This is a genomic window from Chryseobacterium sp. C3, assembly GCF_014218905.1.
Classification (GTDB): Bacteria; Bacteroidota; Bacteroidia; order Flavobacteriales; family Weeksellaceae; genus Chryseobacterium; species Chryseobacterium mucoviscidosis.
In genome coordinates this window covers 126,501-149,180 of the sequence record NZ_JACLCU010000004.1, presented here as the reverse complement: position 1 = coordinate 149,180, position 22,680 = coordinate 126,501, and the positions used below count along the sequence as shown (strand labels likewise).

The window sequence follows — 22,680 nt, the reverse complement described above, 5'->3', positions numbered from 1 at the left end:
AAACCTGAGTATTTTTACTCAGGTTTTTTTATTATGAAGAATGTAGATTATATTATCGTTGGAGACGGGTATGCAGGACTTTTCTTTGCGCATCAGTTGATCAGAAACAATAAGACTTTCGTGATGTTTTCTGAAAAAAAGAAGAGTGCTTCACAGGTTTCAGCAGGAATTATAAACCCTGTTGTGCTTAAAAAATTTACCACTTTCTGGAAAGCGCAGGAACAAATTGATTTCCTTAAAAACACTTTGAAAGAAATTGAGAATTACACAGGACAAAACTATCTCATCGATGCACCCATCCACAGAATTTTTCATGATGAAAATGAACAGTCACTTTGGTTAAAGAAATCCGGAAATGATGATCTTTTGAATTTTTTAGATAAAAATTTTGATCGTTTAAACGTTGTAAAAAACGACTTTCTTACAGGAAAGGTTAATCAGTCTGCAAGATTGAATGTTAATGGATTTTTCACAGGTTTATTTGATTTTTTAGATAAAAGTGGAAAATTAATCAGAGAAAAATTTGTTTATTCAGACATAGATGTAGAAAGATCCACTTATCAGGATTTTATTTTCAAGAATATTTTGTTTTGTGAAGGAATGGGGGTGGTACAAAATCCTTTTTTTTCCGATATTCCTGTAAATCCCAATAAAGGTCACCATATCAAAGTAGAACTTTCAGAAAAAATTACGGAAAATATCACCATCAAGAAAAAGCACTTTCTTTTTCCGGTGAATGATCGGTTGTATTTTTATGGTGGTACTTACGATAGAGAACAGCTCCATCATGAAATTGACGAGTCCGCTGTTGAACAGCTTAAAAAAGGTCTGATGGAATTTTATCCACATCCTTTTGAAATTAAAGACATCAATTTTGGATTCCGCCCAACCGTAAAAGACAGAAGACCAATTATTGGAAGACATCCTGAACATCACAATTTATATGTTTTCAATGGATTGGGAGCAAGAGGAATTTTAAACGGTTGCTATTTCTCCAAAAGTTTATATGATTTTATTGAAAACAATATTCCTTTACATGAAGACGTTGATCTAAAAAGGTTTATAATAAAAAGTTAGTATTGAAAATATAAACCTATTACATTAAATTTTCACAAAAAATACTATTTATTGTTTATAAGAACAACTAAATACTAATCAAAAAACATTATCACTTCAACCGGGATCTTAGAAATTTTAAAATTCTTTTAACAATTGACATAATTTTTGCTATATCTGATGTAAATAACAGCTATGAATGAAAATGTTTTAGGAATAATTGCCGGTCTTCTCACCTCAGGATCGATGATTCCACAATTGATAAAGGTAATTAAAGAAAAAAATGCCGATGATCTTTCCTCGGGAATGCTTATCGTTCTTATTTCAGGAGTTTCTTTATGGATCTGGTATGGATTTCTTAAAGATGAACTGCCTATTATTTTAACCAATGCATTTTCGGTAGTTGTAAATGTTACATTACTTATTTACTGTCTTATCTACAAAAACAAATAGTCTAAAATAAAAACACTTCCGTCAAAAGGAAGTGTTTTTTCTTACAAATAAGAATTTAGTTATTTTTTTAAAGTAAATTTTGCCAAAGGAGCCATCCTTGCTTTATTAAGCGTTAAAGTACTTCCATTCACAGAATAATTATCCGCAGAAAGTAACGCTTGCGTAAATGCACGTTCTGTTTCAAGATCATCGCAGGCAATCATCGTAGATATACCCTGATTGAATTTGATGCGCATTACTTCAGGTTTTATCTCAAAAGTACCTCCAACTCCGTTACAGCCGCCATGACCTTCATATCTCATCGTGGAAGTATTTAGCATAAAATGAGGTATTACCTGAGGATTTTTAAGCTGAATAGGTTTGCCGTTAAGTTCTGTCAGCTCCCATGTTTTTCCGGTAATGTCAGAATTATTTTCAGAAGTACTGGTTGCAGAAGACTTATTCATACAGGAAACCGTAAGAGCCACAACCAATAACGAGCAAAAGTAAATGATTAGCTTTTTCATAACTTTAAAATTTTGTGATTAATAAGAAGCCATCTTGGTATTAGATGAAGAAGATTTTTTCTTTTTATGATGGAATAGAACCATATTATAATCTTTTTTCAGGAAAGTGATTTCACCGCGCACATCAGAGTATTGATAGTTTGCATCTCCTGCCGTAAAATCAGGGAGTTCATCGCTTTTTTTAAGTTCGTAAGATTTACCGTCCAGATGAACCACAACAGTATTTTTCGTCTCATTAAAACCTACTTCCAACTGTTCTCCCGATTCATCTGTATAAACTTCTCGGGTAATTTTATCAGGCTTCTGTTGTATAGCGGTATTATTTTCAGGTTCTACAATTTCCTCTTTTACCTGATTCTTACATGCTGTTTGGACGATGAGTACAAAACCTGTTAACGTAATAATCCGTAATAATTTTTTCATAATAATAAGTGATTTTTAGGTGATTAATTTATAATGCAGTATAAATAATGCTGTAAAATTACAATTTTTTATAGTAATAATATGTTAATTTTTTATAAATTAATTAAAATTTAATGCTTTTTGATGTTATTAAATATTTTATGTTAAATTTAGAATTGCTATTTATCATAATCTGCACATATTTAAAATTGCTATCATCAAAAATAAAAAAGAGACATTCCGGGAACGTCTCTCAAAATCAGTGGTGTTTTTAGAATCCTATGGCGCTTTAATCTGATCGATTGTGAAAAATGCTTTGGTGGTATTACAGGTTCCGGACGGACAGTTTGTTGCGTTTCCGGCATTTCCGGGAGTAGAAGAACCCATCATATAATACATCTTATAAAATGTTTTATCAGATCCGTCAGTAGTAGTCCAAGAGTATAAACGCTGTTCCGGCATACCTCCGGCATAGGTTTCAGGATCGCCCCAATAAGGATTAGTAGTTGAGGATTGTACCCTTGCACCTGTGGTAGCATCAATAAGAGATGCACTGGAAGTTGCATTATCTCCTGCCCATGCACCTACAGGAAGTCTTAACTGGTTTTGCATATAACCGCCTGCTCCGGACCAAAGATAATGTCCGTTGGAGATAATTTCTACTACCCCTGTAGTATTATTTCTTATTTGCAGATTTACCTGCGAGAAATTTGTATTTGTTGGGATGAACGTTCTTACCGAAAATCTTCCGTCCGGTGTGGTTATAGACAGTGCATATCCGGCTCTTCCATTGTCTGAAGTAGAAGTAAGAGGTCCCATTACGGCAATACTTTCCACATTGGCAAGAGCCTGAGAAGAGCCGCTTCCCGAAGACGAAGAATTAAAAACCCTCCACTCAGATCCATTCCAGAAGTAATATCCCGGTGTTATTGTGGGGCCCGTATTGTAAATTAAAAGTCCGGCGGCATTAGGAGCCGAACCAAGCTGCATGGTAGCAGAAGTAAGACTTATTCTGGGACCTAAAATCCCTTTGTTTGTAGAACTCACATCCAAGACGGCAGAAGCGTCTGGAGATGTTGTGTTAATGCCAACTTGCGCAAATGTAAAAAAAGAGGCAAGCAGGAATCCTGAAATAAAGATTTTGTTTTTCATGTTATAATATTAATGTCAGTTTTAAACAAATAAAATGTGAGAATTTTCAGTGGTATTTTACAGTAAATATAATCAATATTATTTTATTTATGAAAAAAAATAAATAAAAATATTAATTTGTTTAATTTTTATCAATAATATGTGAATTTTATAATAATTTAACAAATTTGTGAGCTGCTTGTACAACGTAGAAATCGTATTAACGAAGTTCACAAATGGTAGATAATTTTTTTTATGATGCTAATTATTTGATAATCATTTTGTTTATATGTTTTTAAGTAGATCTTTTTTTTAATATTTAAACAAATTCAGCGAATTTAAATAAGTGTTAAATATTGTTAATATGAATAACTTGTCACATAATTGTCTTGAAACATAACAAAACTAAAGTCTACATTTGTGCCTTGAAATCATGAGAAACTATATCGTATATTTTTTGACCACTCTTTTTCTGCTTTTTGTAGTAGAAAGCAAGATCAATGTCAAAACGTTACGAAACGATTACACCCACACTTCTCAGAATTTACCCAAAAAAGCAAACCGTTTAAACCAGACCTGCGAAAAGCTTTCCATGCAACAGGCTTCGGATGATGTAAGCAATGCATATACGCTAGAACTTACTGAAGATGACTTTCAGTTGTCCGATACCTTTCAGGCAATGGTCGCTTTCGCCAGTGTTTTCACCTTGGTCTATATTTTTGGTTTAAAAAGTTTCAAAAGACTAAAATCAGCGATCCACAGCTGTATATCAGAATATTCTTCTGTTAAAAAATTCATTCTGATTCGTTCTATCAGAATTTAAAATCCACATTTTCAAACCCGTTTTCTGCCGATTAGCTATTCGGTGGGAAAATCCTGCGTTATAATTGCTGGCAATCAATTATTCCGTCGATCCTCTTATTGCCATTTTCATATTTAAAACATTAACGATTTACATAAACTCTAGAATTATGATTAAAAGAGTTGTCGCAAGCATTGCGCTAAGCAGTATTTTATTGTTCACAGGTTGTAACAAGAAAAAAGAAGAAAAAAAAGAAGCCGCTGTTTATCCGGTAACCTCACCCGTTGTGATGGATACTGTGATTGATAAAGAATATGTGGCGCAGATCAGATCTGTAAAGAACATCGAAGTTCGTGCACAGGAAAAAGGTTTTCTTGAGAAAATCTTTGTAGATGAGGGACAGTTTGTTCGTCAGGGACAGACCTTATTCAGAATTATGCCGAAATTGTATCAGGCAGAATTGCTGAAAGCTCAGGCAGAAGTTGCTCAGGCAACAATTGAGCTGAAAAATGCAAGTACATTAGCCAACAACAACATCGTTTCCAAAAACGAAAGAGCCATGGCGAAAGCTAAGCTGGATGCAGCCAATGCTGAAGCAAAACTGGCACAGATTCACCTGTCTTTTACAGATATTAAAGCTCCGTTTTCAGGAATTATCGACAGAATTCCTTTGAAACTGGGAAGTCTGGTAGATGAAGGGGATTTATTAACCTCCCTTTCTGATAACAATGATATTTATACCTACTTCAATGTTTCGGAGCCGGAATATCTTAACTATCAGAGAAATGTAGCTTCAAGAGGAAGCAATATGGTAGATCTCGTTATGGCAAACGGAGATGTTTTTCCACAGAAAGGACAGGTTCAGACCATTGAAGGGGAATTCGACAGTGAGACAGGAAATATCGCCTTCAGAGCTAAATTCCCGAATCCGGATAAACTTCTGAGAAACGGAGAAACCGGAAAAGTAAGAATGACGTTACCATTGAAAAATGCTTTGATCATTCCTCAGAAAGCTACCTACGAAATTCAGGATCAGAAATATGTTTTCGTGGTAGACAAGAACGGAGTGGCAAAATCTAAAAATATAAAGATCGCTTATGAGCTTCCTGATGTATATGTAGTCGCTTCAGGACTTTCAACCGGAGATAAAATCTTATTGGAAGGAGTTCAGAAAGTAAAAGACGATCAGAAAGTTCAGACAAAAGTTCAGGATCCGAAAAAAGTTCTTCAGTCATTAAAATTAAAAGCAGAGTAGAATACGATAATCGATACGTGATCGTGATTATGCAAAAACTTCATAATCATCATCTATCATTCATCATTAATAATTCATCATTATTTTATGTTTAAGAAATTTATTCGCAGACCTGTTCTGTCTATCGTAATCTCTTTGATTATCGTATTTATGGGAGTTTTATCCCTTGTAAAATTACCGGTTACCCAGTTTCCGTCCATTTCTCCGCCCAAAGTAAACATTACGGCGGATTATCCCGGAGCCAACAATGAATTGTTGATTAAATCCGTTGTTATTCCTTTAGAAAGAGGTCTGAATGGGGTTCCCGGAATGAAATATATGACTTCCGATGCCGGAAACGACGGGGAAGCTTCCATTCAGGTGGTTTTCGATTTGGGAACCGATCCGAATGTAGCAGCAGTAAACGTACAGAACCGTGTTTCTTCGGTGGTTAATAAACTTCCGCCATTGGTTGTTCGTGAAGGGGTGAAAATTACCCGTGAAGAACCCAATATGCTGATGTACATTAACCTGTACAGTGATGATCCGAAAGCTGATCAGAAATTTCTTTTCAACTATGCAGACATCAATGTAATGTCTGAATTGAGAAGGGTAAGCGGAGTCGGTTTCGCAGATATCCTTGGAACAAGAGAATATGCGATGCGTATCTGGCTGAAACCGGATAGATTAACGGCATACAGCATTTCCGCAGATGAAGTAATGGAATCCCTGAATCAGCAGAGTTTAGAAGCTTCTCCGGGAAAAACAGGAGAAAGTTCAGGGAAGAGATCGCAGTCATTTGAATATATTTTAAAATATCCGGGACGTTTTAATAATGAAAAAGATTACGGAAATATCATTCTTAAAGCAAAACCGGACGGAGAATTCATCAGGCTGAAAGATGTTGCAGATATAGAATTCGGGTCTTCCATGTATGATATTTATTCTACCTTGAACGGAAAACCTTCTGCGGCAATCACGGTAAAACAATCGTATGGTTCCAACGCAAGTGACGTTATCAAAAATGTAAAATCTTTGATGGAAGAATTGCAGAAAACCACTTTCCCGAAAGGAATGCATTACGACATCAGTTATGACGTATCAAAATTCCTTGATGCATCTATTGAAAAAGTAGTTCATACGCTTTTTGAAGCCTTTATTTTGGTAGCAATCGTGGTATTCCTATTCCTGGGAGACTGGCGTTCGACCTTAATTCCTGCTTTGGCGGTTCCGGTATCATTAGTAGGTACTTTCGCAGTCATGTCCGCCTTCGGAATTACCTTAAATATGATCTCGTTATTTGCGCTTGTTATGGCGATCGGGGTCGTGGTAGATGATGCGATTGTGGTTATTGAAGCCGTTCACGCCAAGATGGAGGAGAAGCATTTATCTCCGCTAAAAGCAACTGAAGAAGCGATGCATGAAATCAGCGGGGCAATTATCGCAATTACTCTGGTAATGGCATCCGTATTCATTCCTATTGCCTTCATGTCTGGTCCGGTTGGAGTTTTCTACCGTCAGTTTTCCATCACTATGGCTTCTGCAATTATTCTTTCAGGGGTTGTTGCTTTAACATTAACGCCGGCTTTATGTGCTTTAATTTTAAAAAATAACCACGGAAAAGCAAAAAGAAGAACTCCGATTACTATTTTCCTTGATAAGTTCAACGGATTATTTACAAAAGGAGCTAACAAATATGAAGGAATGCTTAATAAAACGGTGAAGAAAAAAACAATAACTTTACCTTTATTACTTGCGTTCTGTGCCTGTACATTCTTTTTAAGCAATTCATTGCCTTCAGGATTTATTCCTGCGGAAGATCAGGGAATGATTTATGCCATTATTCAGACTCCTCCGGGTTCTACACTGGAAAGAACCAACCAGATTGCCAAAGAACTATTAAGAGAATCTGAAGATATAGATGGAGTACAGTCTGTTTCTTCACTGGCGGGTTATGAAATCCTTACGGAAGGTACGGGTTCCAACTCCGGTACTTGTCTTATTAATCTTAAAAGCTGGGAAGACCGTAAAGAATCTGCCGCGGAAATCATAGAAAAGCTTGAAGAAAAAGCGAAGAATATTCCCGGTGCAAATATAGAATTCTTCCAGCCGCCTTCCATTCCGGGGTACGGTGCAGCAGGTGGTTTCGAGCTTCGTCTGCTCGATAAAGCGGGAAGCGGAGATTATCAAAAAATGGAAAAGGTAAGTAACGACTTCGTAAGAGAACTGAAAAAACGTCCGGAACTGGGTTCTGCGTTTACGTTCTATTCCGCGAGTTTCCCTCAGTATATGTTGAGAGTGGATAATGATCTTGCCGAACAAAAAGGAGTAACGATTGAAAATGCAATGGATAATTTATCCACATTAATCGGTTCGAACTATGAAACCAGCTTCATCCGTTTCGACAGACCTTATAAAGTAATCGTTCAGGCGGGACCTCAATATCGTGCACTACCGAGTGATCTTTTGAAATTGTATGTGAAAAATGATAAGGAGCAAATGGTTCCGTATTCAGATTTTATGCATCTGGAAAAAGTGTACGGTCTTTCCGAGATTACCAGACATAATATGTACAATTCTGCCGAGGTGAGTGGTACTCCTGCTCCGGGGTACAGTTCCGGACAGGCGATTGCAGCCATTAAAGAAGTTGCGGATAAAACCCTTCCGAGAGGTTTCGGGATCGACTGGGCGGGTATTTCTAAGGACGAGGTAAGCCGTGGAAACGAAGCGATTTTCATTTTCTTAGTGTGTTTAGGATTTGTTTATCTGATTCTTTCCGCACAGTACGAAAGTTTCATTCTTCCGTTACCGGTAATTTTATCGTTACCTACAGGTATTTTCGGAGCTTTCTTATGTCTGAAATTATTAGGATTGGAAAATAACATTTACGCTCAGGTAGCAATGGTGATGCTGATTGGTCTTTTAGGTAAAAATGCCGTACTGATTGTAGAATTTGCCGTTCAGAAAAAAGCGGAAGAAGGAATTCCTGTTGCGCAGGCTGCCATCGAAGGAGCTGCGATCCGTTTTCGTCCGATTCTGATGACCTCATTTGCATTCATTGCAGGTTTAATTCCATTAGTTCTGGCTACCGGACCGGGAGCAATCGGTAACCGTACCATCGGTACCGCTGCAGCAGGAGGGATGCTGATCGGAACTATTTTCGGACTGATGATTATTCCTGGATTGTATTACATTTTCGGAACAATCGCAGAAAAATCGAAACTGGCAAAATATGAAGAGGAAAATCCTTTAACAGAACAAACAGAACCGTACCAACACGACGACAAACATGAAGATTTATAATAAAAGATATATAGCTGCCATTGCCTTATCGCTTGTTTTAGCAGGCTGTAAGGCGCCCATGGCGACCGTGGTAAAAGATGAGGTGAAAGAAAATATTCCTCAGAATTTTAATCAGGAAGATCAGGGTGATGCAAACAACAACAGCGGAACAACCCCTTGGAGACAGTTTTTTACAGATCCTAATTTAGTAGCCTTAATAGAAACTGCTTTAAAAAATAATCAGGAGTTAATGATTACTTTGCAGGAAATTGAGATTGCAAAAAGCGGTGTCTTGGCAAAAAAAGGAAGATTAACGCCTACTGTTTCCGCAGGAATCGGCGCGGGTGTGAAAAAAGCAGGACGCTACACCAGCGAAGGAGCAGGTGATGCCACCACAGAAATAGAACCCGGAAAAGAAATGCCGGATCCGCTTGGGAATTTTGAGGGTGGACTGATGGCAAACTGGGAAGTGGATATCTGGAAAAAGCTGAGAACGGAGAAAGAATCTGCGGTAGCACATTATCTTTCTACCGTGGAAGGGAAGAATTTTATTCTTTCGAACTTAATTGAGGAAGTTGCTGACAATTATTATGAATTGTTGGCTCTGGATAATCAGTTGGATATCATTCAGCAGTATACGAAATTGCAGCAGAGAGCTCTGGAAATATCAAAAATTCAGAAGGAAGCTGCGGCAGCAACTGAATTGGCGGTAAAAAAATTCGAGGCAGAACTGGCAAAATCTAAAGCTTCGGAATTTACCATCCGTCAGGAAATTACGGAAAAAGAAAACGAAATCAATGCGCTTTGCGGACGATTTCCTCAACCGATTGTAAGATCAAAAGGAGATTTCATGTCGATGATTCCTCAGACGGTTTATACCGGAATTCCGTCACAGCTACTGGCGAACCGTCCCGATATCAAACAGGCTGAACTGGAATTAAAATCTTCAAAACTGGATGTGGAAGCTGCCAGAAAAGAGTTTTATCCAAGTCTGGAAATTTCTGCAACGTTAGGATTGGAAGCTTTCAAACCATCTTATCTGGTTAAATTGCCGGAATCTATGGCAGCAAGTCTGGTGGGTGAACTGGCGGGTCCGCTGATTAATAAAAGTGCTATTAAAGCCAATTTTCAGACAGCAGATGCAAGACAGATTCAGGCGTTGTACGAATATGATAAAACCATTCTGAATGCGTATCTGGATGTTGCTAATTTAATGTCTAAGGTGAAAAACATCGATCAGTATTACAAACTGAAGTCTGAAGAAACACAGGCTTTGGAAAAATCAATAGATATAGCGAATCAGCTGTTTAAAAATTCAAGAGCCGATTATCTGGAAGTTCTTCTGAACCAGAGAGATGCTTTGGATGCCAAAATGGAACTGGTGGAAGCTAAACAAAAACAGCTGAGTACAGTTGTTGATATTTACAAGAGCTTAGGCGGAGGCTGGAAGTGATTTGTAAATCCTTAATGTTTTAAAAAGAAAAGAGGCTGCCCATAAGGAACAGTCTCTTTTCGATTAAAACTGAAAACTTTAATAAAAAGGTTCATATTTCAGAACCTCCTTCCCAATTTACCTGTAGGATACAGGACTAATTTATTTCTTCGCGGTTATTGTATTTCAAAAAATGGTTATTAGCTTTTTTTTGAAAAATTAAATTTTAAAAAAACCAGCCTTCCAAAAAAGTAATTTCTCCTGTTAAGGAAGGTGGTAAGATTTATGAATAGAATCATGTTTTTTTATTAGCTTTCAAAATTTATCTGCATGTGCTTTTTTAGGGCTTTCTTTCTATTCAATAGTATATAAAACGGCTTTATTTAATTTTTTCTATTGTTTTGATTTCCGGTTTCGAAATTATAACCTTGTGGTGAAATAAAAAAACAGTTGCGGTCATTATTCATAAATTGAGACAGCGGAATATTTCTGTATTTATTATTTAATTGGTTGATTTTCAATTGATATATTTGTAAAGTAGAAATAATTCTATACCACATTTTAATTCCATATTCTTTGATAAAAAATGATCTATTTTCTGTACTTTTGGCAAAGTTTACACATAGGATTATTGAACAAGGGTGAAAAAAAAACTATTTTTTATTCTTTTTATCGGAATTGTTAATTTATTCTTCTCGCAGGAAGGATACAGCGAATATTATAAACTCAGGTTGAAGTATGAAGATTTTCCGGAAAATGACATGAAGGCATTTCCTTTTATAAAGCCATATCTCAATTTGGCAAAAAAGGAAAAGAATTACGAAAAACTGGTTCAGGGATATAAAGATGCGGTATTTTTTTCTTCTTTAAATGAAAATAAACTGAAGTATGCAGACAGCATGATCTGGGCAGCCAACCAGACCAATGAGGATGATCTTAAAATTGTTGCCCATATTGATAAAGGCGTTATTTATTATTACCATTATAAAAAGTTTCAACTTGCTCTTAACGAATATCTTGAAGCCTATAAATATTCAAGAAATACCAGAAATGAATATCTGAAATATCAGAATCTGTATCATATCGGAGTGGTGAAAAGCTATCTCGGCTATTACGAAGATGCTTCACAGGTCTTTACAAAATGTCTTGTTTATTACAGGGAAAAGGCGAAATCCATCACCAAACTTCATCCTAATGAAATTTATAACAATAAAAAAGGCTATCTCAACAGTCTTCATCAGCTTATTATCTGCAACAGGCATCTTGGGAAACAGGAAGAAGTGGATGCTGCTATACAGACCGGACTTTCTGAAGTAGGAGATAATCCGGATTATGCTCTGGAAAAAGGTTATTTCCTTTTGTCGAAAGGAATTTCCGAATACAAGAGAAATCAATTCAAGGAAGCATTAGAAGACTTTAATCAGTCTCTGCCCGTGATCAGAGAAAGCCGTGATTTTGCAAGGCTTTCGGTAAGTTATTTCTACATCGGGAAAACTTATTCCGATCTTAAAAAGACCAAACAATCTATTATTTATTTTAAAAAGATTGATTCCATTTTTCAGAAACATCAGTTTATCCTTCCGGAACTGAGGGAAAATTATGAAATACTGATCGATTATTCCAAAAAAGAGAAAAACGAGAAGAACCAGCTCTACTACACAAGCCAGTTGCTTCGTGCAGACAGTATTATGTCTAGAGATTTTATTTATCTGTCCCCGAAAATTCATAAAGATTACGATACCGATACTTTACTGGACGAAAAAAATAAACTTCAGAAAATAAATTATCTCGGGACTATTATTATCATTGTGTTAATTATCTGGGCAATCGGTCTGGTTGTTCTGCTGACGAGAAGGCATAAAAAATCCAAAGAAATTCAGAAAAAGTATATTTTGGTAGAAGAGAAGTTTACGGCAAACCATCAGAAAGAAGAGACGGAAGAAACCAAAGAACTTGTTCCGCAGATCGAAGAAAAGAAACTGACGATTACAGAAAATAAGGTAGAAGAACTTCTGAAAAAGCTTAAAACGTTTGAAGATAAAAAAGGGTTTACACAAAAAGGTTTAACCATTAGTAAATTAGCCGCCCAACTGGGTACTAATTCCAACTATCTTTCTCAGGTTATTAATGAATATAAAAAAGCGAATTTCAATAAATATTTAAGTGAACTCAGAATCAATTACATCACCAATCTGCTTTTTGAGGATAAAAAATACTTAAAATACAGCATCGAAACCCTCGCAAAAGAATGCGGAATCGCTTCCAGACAAAATTTTTCAGATCTTTTTTACGAAATCAACGGAATTCGCCCTACAGATTTTATTAAAAAGAGAAAGGAAGAGCTGGATAGTTATTCCTAATCTTTATAAAAAATATTAGCTAAGTTTTACATTGCTTTATTTTTCTTGTTTTGATTTTTTAGAATTTAATATTTGAAAATAAGACTACAAGTTTTGTCATCAGAATGGATCACCCCTGTTATAGGGTGATTTAAGCAAAAAAAAGTCACAAAAAAGTGATAAAGGTCATATTAAATGTCATTAAAACTCTTTTTGCTGTGAAATATAAAATTTAATTTTGCAACTCTTAATTTAACAAATTTTAACTTTTATGAAAACAAAACTACTGTTACTAGCTATTTTAGCCTCAACCTTAGTGCCTGCTCAATCTTGGAATTTAAATGGAAATTCAGGAACGAATTCTTCAAACAATTTTATAGGTACTTTGGATAGCCAAGATCTGGTTTTTAAAACCAACAATCTTGAAAGAATGCGTTTTAATAGTAATGGAAATATTGGTATTGGTGGAGCACCTGCGAATGATATTGCATTAAAGGTTTCAGGAAGAGCACAGGTAGTAACTAATATAGTGAGTGATACTTTTTATGTTGGGAATGAAGGAGCTAATCATGATAATGGAAACTCCCTTGTTTTTCTAAGATATACTCAATATCAACCTAATAATCCAGGTATTATTGATGTAGCCGGATGGCCAACTTCTAGTGCATATGGATGGATCATGTCACTGCGAGCGAATGGGAAACTTTTTTTAGGGACTAATCCAAGTAATACTTGTGCAGACTGTAATGATTACCGATTATTTGTAAAAGATGGAATTCGAACAGAAAAGATAAAAGTTGATGTATCAACTACTAATGGCTGGGCAGATTATGTATTTAAGAACGATTATAAACTTAAAACCCTAGAAGAAGTTGAAAAGCATATTGCTGAAAATGGTCACCTCCCTAATATTCCTTCTGCTTCTGAGATAGAGAAAAATGGAATTAACCTTGGAGAAATGGATGCTAAACTTCTTGAAAAAATTGAAGAATTAACACTTTATTCAATCGAACAAAATAAGCAGATAAAACGACTTCAGGAAGAAAATAAAGCTTTGAGATCTCAATCTGAAGACATTAAAGAACTTAAAAAGCAAGTTCAGGAATTATTATCAACAAAAAAATAACCACAGATGAAAAGAAAAATACTTTCCCTTTTTTCTTTAATGATAGGTTTCTTCGGTTTTTCTCAGACAGAAGTTTATTTCAAGTATGACGAAGCCGGAAACCAAAGATACAGAGGAACTAACTCAGCAGGTAAAACAGCGCCCGAAGAAATGAAGAAAGTGGAAGAAATCAAAACAGTAACTTCTGTGAAACAAGATCCTGTAATGGATGAAAAAGCTTTCTGGAAGCAGATCAGATTATATCCGGTTCCCGTTAACGATTATCTTACCATTGACTGGACGGAAGAAGTTGACGGCCTTATTGAATCTGTTTCACTTTACCAGCACAGCACAGTTCACTGGAAATTCCAACAACAAAACATTCCGAGTCTAAACAGACAGTTGAAAATCAATATGATCAATTACGATTGGGGTATTTATATATTGCATTTTACATTGAAAGACGGAAGGGTTTTCAGCAGAAACATTACAAAGCGATAAAAATTTTTAACAAAATATAATTATTAACAACAATGAAAATGAAATTATTTTCATCATTTATACTGTCCTTATGTTCAGTCATGGGCTTTTCGCAGACCATACTGTATCAGGCAGAAAGCACGACCCGAACGGTGCAGGATCCGCAGACAGTTGTATTGGCTCAGGGCTTTCAGGCATCAGGAAGTGTGTCGAATCCTTTTGTAGCTAAGATTGGTCCTGCCACGGAAAATCCGGGAGGTGGACCTGCGGATTCTGGAGCGGGGGCAAGTAATCCGTCTGGAACGACAGCTCCTTCAGGACAAAGTTTTCATGATACTAAAGGTAATATTGAAGTAACAGGGGCGGGTCAATTACAATATACACTACTAATAGATTTACCTCCTGGTGTAAAAAGTGTTGCTCCACAAACAAGTCTTGTATATGTAAGTGGTTCAGGAAATGGTCTTGCTGGTTACGGCTGGAATCTTTCAGGAATTACTGCAATTACAAGAATGGGAAAGTCTGTTGAAATTAATGGAGAGGCTAAAGGGCTTCAGTTAGATTATTCAGATTATTATAGTTTTAATGGGCAAAGGTTAATTTTAAAATCTGGAGAATATGGAAAGGATGGAGCTGAATATGTTACCGAAAAATATTCCAATATTAAAATTAAATCTATAGGAACAGCACAGGCATCTACTCCTCAGCCAATGTATTTTCAGGTAACTTTTGAAGATGGTTCTCAAGCTTGGTATGGAGATATCCAATCCGATGATCCGGAATTTAATACTTTTAATGGGAGAACTCCTCTTGAATATAATATTGTAAAATGGAAAGATGCTCAAGGTAATTATATCAGTTATTCATATGATTACAATGCAGGGCAGATGCAGGGGCGTGTAAGCAGAATATCTTCCATACAATGGGGAGGAAACGAAGTATTAAACAAACCTCATTTTAACAGAATAGATTTTAATTACACTAACAGAAACCTGGTAGAAGAATCTTATGTGAAAGGATATAAATTTGTTCAGGATAAATTATTAACAGAGGTTAAAGTACAATCCAATGGTAATTCTTATAGAAAATATGTAATTGACTACTTGCAGAATGGGACAAATTATAAGTTTATAAATAAAATTACAGAATATAATTCTCAAGGAGAAGCTGCCAATCCAGTCACATTTACATATCCAAATTCAGTTCCTGCAAGTGTAGACTATTATGGAGTTTTACCTTTTAATAGCAGTTCTTTTGATGACGTTAAGCTTACAGGAGACTTTAACGGAGATTCTTATTTGGATTTTGTAATGAATAATGGTGTTGTAAAGCTTGGAGCTTTTAACGATTCATATCAGGATATCTCTACAGGAAAGGTATTTAATGCAGAAGCTAAAGTAGTCAATGTTCTGTTAGATGAAGAAGGGCAAGTTTATAACGGAAACGGAATTGTTCAATATGAAAATGGTAAAGCTGTAGGTTATATCTTTAGAAACAACACCTTTGTGAAGGTTTTTGAAAAAGTTTTATCTCAGACACCTTGTACATCGTGTAATATAAGCCTTAACGAGGGTGACATAAATGGAGATGGAATTTCCGATTTGTTTATTACTTCATCACCACAGTCAGGATTTGGATTTGTAGATAAATATATTGTAGATTTAAAAGATGCAAATGCTCCGTTTTCAACCTACGCACCATTCTCTGGAATTCTTGAAAGCGATTATCCAAATCAAGTGTATATGGATGTGGATGGCGATGGAAAGACAGAAATTATCAACATTTCAAACACAACATATACTGTTTTTGAACTTGTTAAAACATCACCAACCCAATATCTCAAGAAAATTAAGTTTTCAGGAAACTTAGTAGAAACCAAAGACCCTGATTATCCTATACTTTTTGGAGATTTCAATGGAGATGGAAATCTGGATTTTACAATTCCAACTACAGCAAATCAAAGTGCAGATAACTGGAGGTTTTACATGGGTACAGAAAATGGATTTGAAAATACTTTGAAGCAGAATTTTCTAAAGTATAGAAAACCGACCCAACCTGCAAATTTATCTTTACTTGATCATCACTTTTATTCTATTTCAGACATCAATAAAGATGGAAAATCTGATATTGTATTTATTTATTCGAAAAGTACAGTAGGTGCAATAGACAATAGTGGAAATGCTATGTGGAGAAGTGTACAGTATGAGGTTAATACATTATTGGCGAATGGAGGGACGAATTTTGTTCCGGGATTAAGCTCTTCAAGCCCATCATACAGTGTAGGAGGTGGAGATTATGGATTATTTCAACCATTAACCAATCCAATCAAATCCAATAATAATTATTATGATATTTTCGTATTTAAAAAAACGAGAGTACATAAGTATAAAGCACAGACTCCTTTAGCCGAACTATCCAGAATTAAATCCATCAATCAGGCTGGTGTTACAACTACAATTGATTATAAAGAATTGAATCCGGATACAAATCCTTATTTTTATACTAAAACTAAAAAAGAATATTATCCATACGTATCATTCGCTCGTGCAGATAATTCTTATGCAGTATCTCAGCTTTTACAAGAAAACAGAAAACAGGATTTCAGATATAGAGGAATGACCTCTCATATGCAAGGAAAAGGAATCGTAGGCTATCATCAAGTAGCTCGCTCTTCTTGGTATGCAGATAATTTTGAAAACACAAAAGTATGGACAGGAGTAGAAATTAATCCACTTCTTGATTCATCTCCTATAAAAGAATGGTCTATAAGAACAAACGACGAGAGTAAGATATTCCCGACTGATATTTCCGAAAATAACACACAATTACTTTCATTCAAATCTACCGATTATCAAAAAGATGAATTAATAGATGGAAATGTTGTTTTAACTGTAAATGATGCAGATAGACCGAAAGTAGTAACTGCAATCCTTCCTAGAACTACTTTAGAGAAAAACTTTTTAACGGGAATTACAACGGCAGGTTTGGTCTCATATGGAAATTATTATCTTCCTGTAAGAAGCAGTTCTAGCATTAATAATGGCTATGGCATTAAAAATTCTTTTTATGACTATTTTAATAATGAATCCGGAATAGGTGAAAACTACTATATCGGGCGCCCAAAATCAAAAAAGGATATAGTATATGCTTATGGAGATACACAATCTTCAAATACAGAATATACATATGAAAATAATCTTTTAAAGACATCAAAAAGCTGGAATAGAAATAATACAGAATATTTATTAGAAACATATAACTTTGACGGATTTGGAAATGTCACTCAAAAAATTATAACTAATAGCATCGATTCTCAAACCCAGGTTGCAGGAACCGAATACGATTCTAAAGGAAGATTTGTTGTTAAAAAAACTGATAATCTTGGCTTAGAGACTACTACTACCTATGATACTTGGGGGCAAATGCTCACTCAGACTGATCCACTTGGGAATGTTCTTGCCAATACTTATGATAATTGGGGAAAATTATTGACTTCAAAAAGTAATATATCTGGAACTACAACATATCAATATGATAGAGATAATAATTCGAATATCATAATTACCCAAAATGATCCTGATGGCAAAATATCTAAAAGATATACAAACAAGCTAGGGCAGGAATATAAAACTTCTATTAAAGCTTTCGTACAAGGAAAATATATTTCAAAAGAAGTACAGTATGATCTCTTAGGAAGAAAAATAAAAGATAGCGAACCTTATTTTGAAGGACAAGGAGCATCAGAGTGGAATACTATTGTTTATGACGATACTTTATTTCCTGCAAAAATAACTGCACAAACATTTAATGGGAAGCAGATGGAAACTATTGTTTCCGGTTTAACAACTAATGTGAAAGAGCTCAATGGCTACGGAAGAACAACATCCAAGACAACAGATGCCTTAGGCAATGTTATATCTTCTACCGATAAAGGAGGAACAATTATATTCTCATATAATGCAGCCGGAGAGCAAATAAAAGCTCAATATGGAAATAACACTGTAACTACAAAATATAACTCTTGGGGTAACAAGTCAGAGCTAAATGACCCATCTAACGGATTGTATAAATATGAATATGATGGTGCGGGGCAACCTAAAAAGATTATAAGTCCAAAAGGAACAAAAGAATATACTCATAATAATTTAGGACAGCTTATTACTCAGACCGAAGTATCAACCATAGACGGAGGACAGGCTACCAGCAAAACAATTTCCTTTACTTATGATAATAAAGGTAGAGTTATTTCAAAAGTCGGAATATCAAAAGGAAAAGCCTACAGTTCAAACGTATCCTTTGATCCGCAAGGAAGAATATTATCTTCTTCAGAGAGCAGCAACGGAAAGATTTTTATTAATAAAGGAATCACTTATGATGATAAAGGAAGAATAATTTCTTACGAAAAACAATTATATTCTTCTGGAACACTTACGAAAGTACAACTAGAAAATGTATATAATCCTTGGAATGGTGAGTTGTACCAAATAAAAGATAAAAATTCTGGAAAGATACTTTCAGAATTGCAGGAAACTACCGCTAAAGGACAAATTTTAAAAGCAAAACTGGGAGAGACTACTATTAATAATACTTATGATACAAATGGTTTCTTAACAAACGTAAATCATTCTTCACAGGTAAAACCTAGTATTCTTCAACTATCTTATTCATTTAATGCTATTAAAAATGAACTGGAAAGCAGAACAACAGGTGGCGATTTTAATATCACAGAAACTTTTGATTATGATGATAACAACCGCCTTGTAAATTGGACGAATCCTGTAACAGGAACTAAACCTTCTGTAAATAGAAATGTTTACGATGTTAAAGGAAGAATTATGGAAAATGATCAGGTGGGAACAATTAAATATGATAATGCTGCTAAGATTTATCAACCAACCGGGATGATATTGAATTCTGCGGGAGAGCAAAATTATAATAATGATTTAATTCAAACCATCGCTTATAATGAAAATAATGATCCTGTATTTATCGATGGAATGAAGGGAGATGTTGCCTTCCAATATGGATTAACAAGTATGAGGCAAAGAGTTACATACGGTGGAAACTTCAATGCGGATGGGGACGGTCAATTTACTAAATTTTATAGTGAAGATGGAAGCTTCGAAATTCAATTGAATAATAGTACAGGAGCAGAGAAACATATTCTTTATATTGGAGGAAATCCTTATAAAAGTGATATCATTTTCATTAAAAACTATGCTGAAACTACAGGTTCTTATAAATTTTTGCATAAAGATTATTTAGGAAGTATTTTAGCAATAACCGATGAAAATGGCTATAAATTAGAGCAAAGGCATTTTGATGCTTGGGGTAATATGACTCATTTCCAAAAAGGAAATAAAGCGGTAGTTACAGATCGTAATCAAATCAATACTCTTCTTGCCAATGGAAATTCATTATTAGACAGAGGATATACAAGTCATGAATATTTTCCTGAAATTGGAATTATTCATATGAATGGAAGATTATACGATCCATTATTAAGAAGGTTCTTAAATGCAGATGAAAACATTCAGGATCCTTACAATACTCAAAATTACAATAAGTATGGGTATGTGTTGAATAACCCTTTAATGTTTAATGATCCGTCTGGAGAATTCATCTTCTTGGCTCCGGTCATTACATGGTTGGTCGCAAATGCTGTTGCAATCGGTACAGGAGCACTTATTGGTGCAGCAATAAGTGTTGCGATGTACACAATTCAGGCAGCAATTAATAATAACTGGAGTTTAGGAGGCTTTGCAAAAGCTCTTGTCACCGGTGCTGTAACAGGAGCCGTCTCCGCAGGAGCCGGGCAGATATTTAGTGCCGGAAGCTTCTTGGCTACCGTTGGAAATGGAGCTATTTCAGGAGCTGCCAGTGGCGGTGTAGTAGCTCTTATCAATGGAGATAACTTTTTGAAAGGTCTTATAAAAGGTGCTGTTATTGGAGCTGCAACATCAGCAGTCAGTTATACAATATCAGTATATAGAAGAACCGGATTTAAGTTTAAGCAAGAATTAAAAGTAGAAGATGTTGATGTAAGTGTGAGTGCTGCTGATGTAGACGCTACAGATCCGTATTATGCAAAAGATCCTGTAGATAGGGTAAAAGATGCAAGAAGTACGTATGGTGATGCAAAATACGGAGTTAGAAGTGAAACTATTGATTTTGATTCTTATGATACATATGGGCTTATTGATGGTAAAATTGTTGATGGTAAAATTACAGGAGACCTTGCTGTTTCTAGATTTAATTTCTTTAGAAATAGTACCAGTATTACTTATTCATATAAGGTGCTTCAGAATAAATATTTATTAGCTAAAACAATGGCACACGAAACTGCTCATGCCTATTACAACTCTGCCGGGATTATATACCATGCTAGATTTGATAATCCTACAAATACACTTAATAATCTTGAGCATTTAGCAATAAAGGATAGTGAATGGACGTTAGTTAAATTAAATAATATGCCTACAAGTGGCATGAATTTAATCAGTCAAGGAGAAATTTTGAAACGTATAATGTCTTTAGACTCACAAGGCTTTCAGGCTTATCAGAAGTTTATGAAATTTTTTGAACCTATTTTTAAACGTAAATTATCATATTAAATGAAAATATATCTTTTTTTGTTACTATCCTTCTTTTCTTGTTCCAGAAATAACACAAAAGTTCAAAGTCAAAATTTTTATTTTGAATATTGGAAAGGTGAAGATCATTATAGTTCTAAAGATAGTTTGTTTACAAGAAATTACGAAGCTAATGATCAAATGAAAAGAAGTGATAGTACAAGAAAAGTCGTTCTTACAGAGGAGGAGATTAAAAAAATAGTTAATGAAATAAATAATTATTCCATTTTAGATTTACCGAATGACTTTTCATGTAATATTCTTCCCATAAATGATCCACATTTTATACATGTTAAAATAGTTAATAATAATAAAATTAAAGACATTATATTTACATATAGTCATAGTAACCCTAAACAAAATTGCTCAAAAGGAAAAAGAATAGTAAACTTTAGGAAGGTTTTAGATTCTATAATTTATAGAAAAAAAAATGTTAAAGAGTTACCTGCTACGAATTTATATTATGAATGATTTATAAAATGTATATTTATTTAGATGACTTTTTGCTCTTCTGTTAATGAAAAAATTAACACATGATTTTTAATAAAAACCCGATCTCGCGGATTTGTAATCCGTGAGCAACAATAAATAACCCACCGCAATTGCGGTGGGTTTTGTGTTTTATAATGCAATATTTTACTTTATAAATATTTAAATTTTTTCTGATCAATAAAAGTATCAATTATTTTTTAAGATCATTTGTAAGTCTCCCCAAAAACTAGACATCTTTTATCTCATAAAATCAAAGATTAATCAAATATTTATAATCCATAGTAAAAAATTATTCTATAAAATTTCAAAAAATAATTAATCCATTTAATAATAAAAATAATATCAAATAATAATTTTTCAACTATCTGTTAATTAAATGATTAATTTTTGTTTTTGGCAAATTATTAGAACAATCTTATATATTTGTTTTACAATAAAAAAGACAGATATGAAAAACACAAAAAGCTCGGTGAGCGAAACAGGTCATGCAAAAAATATTGCCAACCTTCAGGATCTTATCTCTTTTTGCAGAGGGTATGGCGAAAAATACAATCCGGTAAAAGAAGAACTAAAAATTACAGGTTTATAAACGCTTTATCAGAATGCGCTTCAGAAACTTACAGAGACACAGACCAAGAAGACCGTTTTTGATAACGCTACCAATCAGAGAGCTGATGCTTTTAAAGAACTAAATCCGTTAGCAACAAAAATCGTTAATGCCTTAGCAGTTTCAGCAAACAATCCTATGATGCTCAATAATGCAAAATCATATAACAAAAAATTACAGGGCAGGACAAAAGCAAAAACAGAAAACCAAAATTTAGATGAAAATTCAGAACCTGTAACTAAAACGATCTCCACTTCACAACAAAGCTACGACAGTAAGATTAATAACTTCTTCAATTTATTACAGGTTTTGGAACAAAGTGAATCTTATAGTCCCAATGAAGAAGATCTTAAAATAACTTCATTACAAACAAAACTAACTGACTTACAAAATAAGAACACAGCCCATATTAACAGCTACACAGAATATTCCAATGCCAGATTATCAAGAGATCAGGTTTTATATAATAATCTCACCGGACTTTGTCAGGTAGCAAAAGAAGTAAAGCAGTATGTAAAATCAGTTTTCGGAGCTACAAGTCCTCAGTACAAACAAATTTCAGGGATATTATTCAGTAAAATAAAATCATGATATAAAAATTTAGAAAAGATTAAAAGGCTCCTGTAATGAATTGGAAATTTCATACAGGAGTTTTTGCTTTTCTTGATATTAATGTAGATGAAGTAAACTTGAATTAATATTTTCCAGACACGAATATTACAATAAG

The 22,680-nt window shown here is 34.6% G+C and carries 16 protein-coding genes; 13 read left to right on the top strand and 3 right to left on the bottom strand.

Going from position 1 to position 22,680, the window contains the following annotated elements; all coding sequences use genetic code 11:
* Nucleotides 1-33 precede the first annotated feature (33 nt).
* Nucleotides 34-1,077 (top strand): NAD(P)/FAD-dependent oxidoreductase, encoded by a 1,044-nt coding sequence (locus H6W53_RS10400; RefSeq protein WP_185206617.1) that lies wholly within the window; start codon nucleotides 34-36, stop codon nucleotides 1,075-1,077.
* 174 nt (nucleotides 1,078-1,251) lie between these two features.
* A complete protein-coding gene (locus tag H6W53_RS10395; RefSeq protein WP_087711702.1) occupies nucleotides 1,252-1,509 on the top strand; it encodes a SemiSWEET transporter in 258 nt (85 codons plus the stop codon).
* Between the two features lie 59 nt (nucleotides 1,510-1,568).
* Here the strand turns inward: H6W53_RS10395 and H6W53_RS10390 are convergent, their stop codons facing one another.
* From H6W53_RS10390 to H6W53_RS10380, 3 genes are all read right to left on the bottom strand, one after another.
* Nucleotides 1,569-2,015 (bottom strand): META domain-containing protein, encoded by a 447-nt coding sequence (locus H6W53_RS10390; protein WP_185144421.1) that lies wholly within the window; start codon nucleotides 2,013-2,015, stop codon nucleotides 1,569-1,571.
* An 18-nt stretch (nucleotides 2,016-2,033) separates the two neighbouring features.
* The gene (locus H6W53_RS10385) at nucleotides 2,034-2,438 is read right to left on the bottom strand and encodes a hypothetical protein (RefSeq protein ID WP_185206615.1); all 405 of its coding nucleotides are present in this window, start codon (nucleotides 2,436-2,438) and stop codon (nucleotides 2,034-2,036) included.
* Nucleotides 2,439-2,696: 258 nt separating this feature from the next.
* Complete coding sequence (locus H6W53_RS10380) at nucleotides 2,697-3,569, bottom strand: hypothetical protein (protein WP_087711697.1); 873 nt, start codon at nucleotides 3,567-3,569, stop codon at nucleotides 2,697-2,699.
* Between the two features lie 412 nt (nucleotides 3,570-3,981).
* Between H6W53_RS10380 and H6W53_RS10375 the strand changes: the two genes are divergently transcribed.
* From H6W53_RS10375 to H6W53_RS10325, 11 genes are all read left to right on the top strand, one after another.
* The gene (locus H6W53_RS10375) at nucleotides 3,982-4,371 is read left to right on the top strand and encodes a hypothetical protein (protein ID WP_185206613.1); all 390 of its coding nucleotides are present in this window, start codon (nucleotides 3,982-3,984) and stop codon (nucleotides 4,369-4,371) included.
* Nucleotides 4,372-4,519: 148 nt separating this feature from the next.
* Nucleotides 4,520-5,605 carry an efflux RND transporter periplasmic adaptor subunit gene (locus H6W53_RS10370; protein ID WP_185206610.1) on the top strand — a complete coding sequence of 362 codons (1,086 nt, stop codon included), beginning with the start codon at nucleotides 4,520-4,522 and terminating at the stop codon, nucleotides 5,603-5,605.
* Nucleotides 5,606-5,692: 87 nt separating this feature from the next.
* Nucleotides 5,693-8,887: an efflux RND transporter permease subunit gene (locus H6W53_RS10365; protein ID WP_076392652.1), complete on the top strand. Its 3,195-nt coding sequence runs from the start codon at nucleotides 5,693-5,695 to the stop codon at nucleotides 8,885-8,887.
* Nucleotides 8,874-10,319, top strand: a complete 1,446-nt coding sequence (locus tag H6W53_RS10360) for a TolC family protein (RefSeq protein WP_185206608.1) — start codon at nucleotides 8,874-8,876, stop codon at nucleotides 10,317-10,319. Before H6W53_RS10365 ends, H6W53_RS10360 begins: the two co-directional genes overlap by 14 nt.
* A 620-nt stretch (nucleotides 10,320-10,939) precedes the next feature.
* On the top strand, nucleotides 10,940-12,658 hold the full coding sequence (locus tag H6W53_RS21675) for a helix-turn-helix domain-containing protein (RefSeq protein WP_185206606.1): 1,719 nt from the start codon (nucleotides 10,940-10,942) through the stop codon (nucleotides 12,656-12,658).
* A gap of 250 nt (nucleotides 12,659-12,908) precedes the next feature.
* The gene (locus tag H6W53_RS10350) at nucleotides 12,909-13,763 is read left to right on the top strand and encodes a cell wall anchor protein (RefSeq protein WP_185206604.1); all 855 of its coding nucleotides are present in this window, start codon (nucleotides 12,909-12,911) and stop codon (nucleotides 13,761-13,763) included.
* A gap of 6 nt (nucleotides 13,764-13,769) precedes the next feature.
* Nucleotides 13,770-14,243: a hypothetical protein gene (locus H6W53_RS10345; RefSeq protein WP_185206601.1), complete on the top strand. Its 474-nt coding sequence runs from the start codon at nucleotides 13,770-13,772 to the stop codon at nucleotides 14,241-14,243.
* A 38-nt stretch (nucleotides 14,244-14,281) separates the two neighbouring features.
* Complete coding sequence (locus tag H6W53_RS10340) at nucleotides 14,282-20,836, top strand: RHS repeat-associated core domain-containing protein (RefSeq protein ID WP_185206599.1); 6,555 nt, start codon at nucleotides 14,282-14,284, stop codon at nucleotides 20,834-20,836.
* The gene (locus tag H6W53_RS10335) at nucleotides 20,837-21,325 is read left to right on the top strand and encodes a hypothetical protein (protein WP_185206596.1); all 489 of its coding nucleotides are present in this window, start codon (nucleotides 20,837-20,839) and stop codon (nucleotides 21,323-21,325) included.
* Between the two features lie 469 nt (nucleotides 21,326-21,794).
* Nucleotides 21,795-21,935, top strand: a complete 141-nt coding sequence (locus tag H6W53_RS10330; protein WP_185206594.1) for a hypothetical protein — start codon at nucleotides 21,795-21,797, stop codon at nucleotides 21,933-21,935.
* Nucleotides 21,936-22,091: 156 nt separating this feature from the next.
* Nucleotides 22,092-22,544, top strand: a complete 453-nt coding sequence (locus H6W53_RS10325; RefSeq protein ID WP_185206592.1) for a hypothetical protein — start codon at nucleotides 22,092-22,094, stop codon at nucleotides 22,542-22,544.
* The last annotated feature ends 136 nt before the right edge of the window (nucleotides 22,545-22,680 follow it).

Coding starts and splice junctions, on each gene's coding strand:
- H6W53_RS10400 (WP_185206617.1), top strand. CDS start 34: ATGAAGAATGTAGATTATATTATCGTTGGAGACGGGTATGCAGGACTT.
- H6W53_RS10395 (WP_087711702.1), top strand. CDS start 1,252: ATGAATGAAAATGTTTTAGGAATAATTGCCGGTCTTCTCACCTCAGGA.
- H6W53_RS10390 (WP_185144421.1), bottom strand. CDS start 2,015: ATGAAAAAGCTAATCATTTACTTTTGCTCGTTATTGGTTGTGGCTCTT.
- H6W53_RS10385 (WP_185206615.1), bottom strand. CDS start 2,438: ATGAAAAAATTATTACGGATTATTACGTTAACAGGTTTTGTACTCATC.
- H6W53_RS10380 (WP_087711697.1), bottom strand. CDS start 3,569: ATGAAAAACAAAATCTTTATTTCAGGATTCCTGCTTGCCTCTTTTTTT.
- H6W53_RS10375 (WP_185206613.1), top strand. CDS start 3,982: ATGAGAAACTATATCGTATATTTTTTGACCACTCTTTTTCTGCTTTTT.
- H6W53_RS10370 (WP_185206610.1), top strand. CDS start 4,520: ATGATTAAAAGAGTTGTCGCAAGCATTGCGCTAAGCAGTATTTTATTG.
- H6W53_RS10365 (WP_076392652.1), top strand. CDS start 5,693: ATGTTTAAGAAATTTATTCGCAGACCTGTTCTGTCTATCGTAATCTCT.
- H6W53_RS10360 (WP_185206608.1), top strand. CDS start 8,874: ATGAAGATTTATAATAAAAGATATATAGCTGCCATTGCCTTATCGCTT.
- H6W53_RS10350 (WP_185206604.1), top strand. CDS start 12,909: ATGAAAACAAAACTACTGTTACTAGCTATTTTAGCCTCAACCTTAGTG.
- H6W53_RS10345 (WP_185206601.1), top strand. CDS start 13,770: ATGAAAAGAAAAATACTTTCCCTTTTTTCTTTAATGATAGGTTTCTTC.
- H6W53_RS10340 (WP_185206599.1), top strand. CDS start 14,282: ATGAAATTATTTTCATCATTTATACTGTCCTTATGTTCAGTCATGGGC.
- H6W53_RS10335 (WP_185206596.1), top strand. CDS start 20,837: ATGAAAATATATCTTTTTTTGTTACTATCCTTCTTTTCTTGTTCCAGA.
- H6W53_RS10330 (WP_185206594.1), top strand. CDS start 21,795: ATGAAAAACACAAAAAGCTCGGTGAGCGAAACAGGTCATGCAAAAAAT.
- H6W53_RS10325 (WP_185206592.1), top strand. CDS start 22,092: ATGATGCTCAATAATGCAAAATCATATAACAAAAAATTACAGGGCAGG.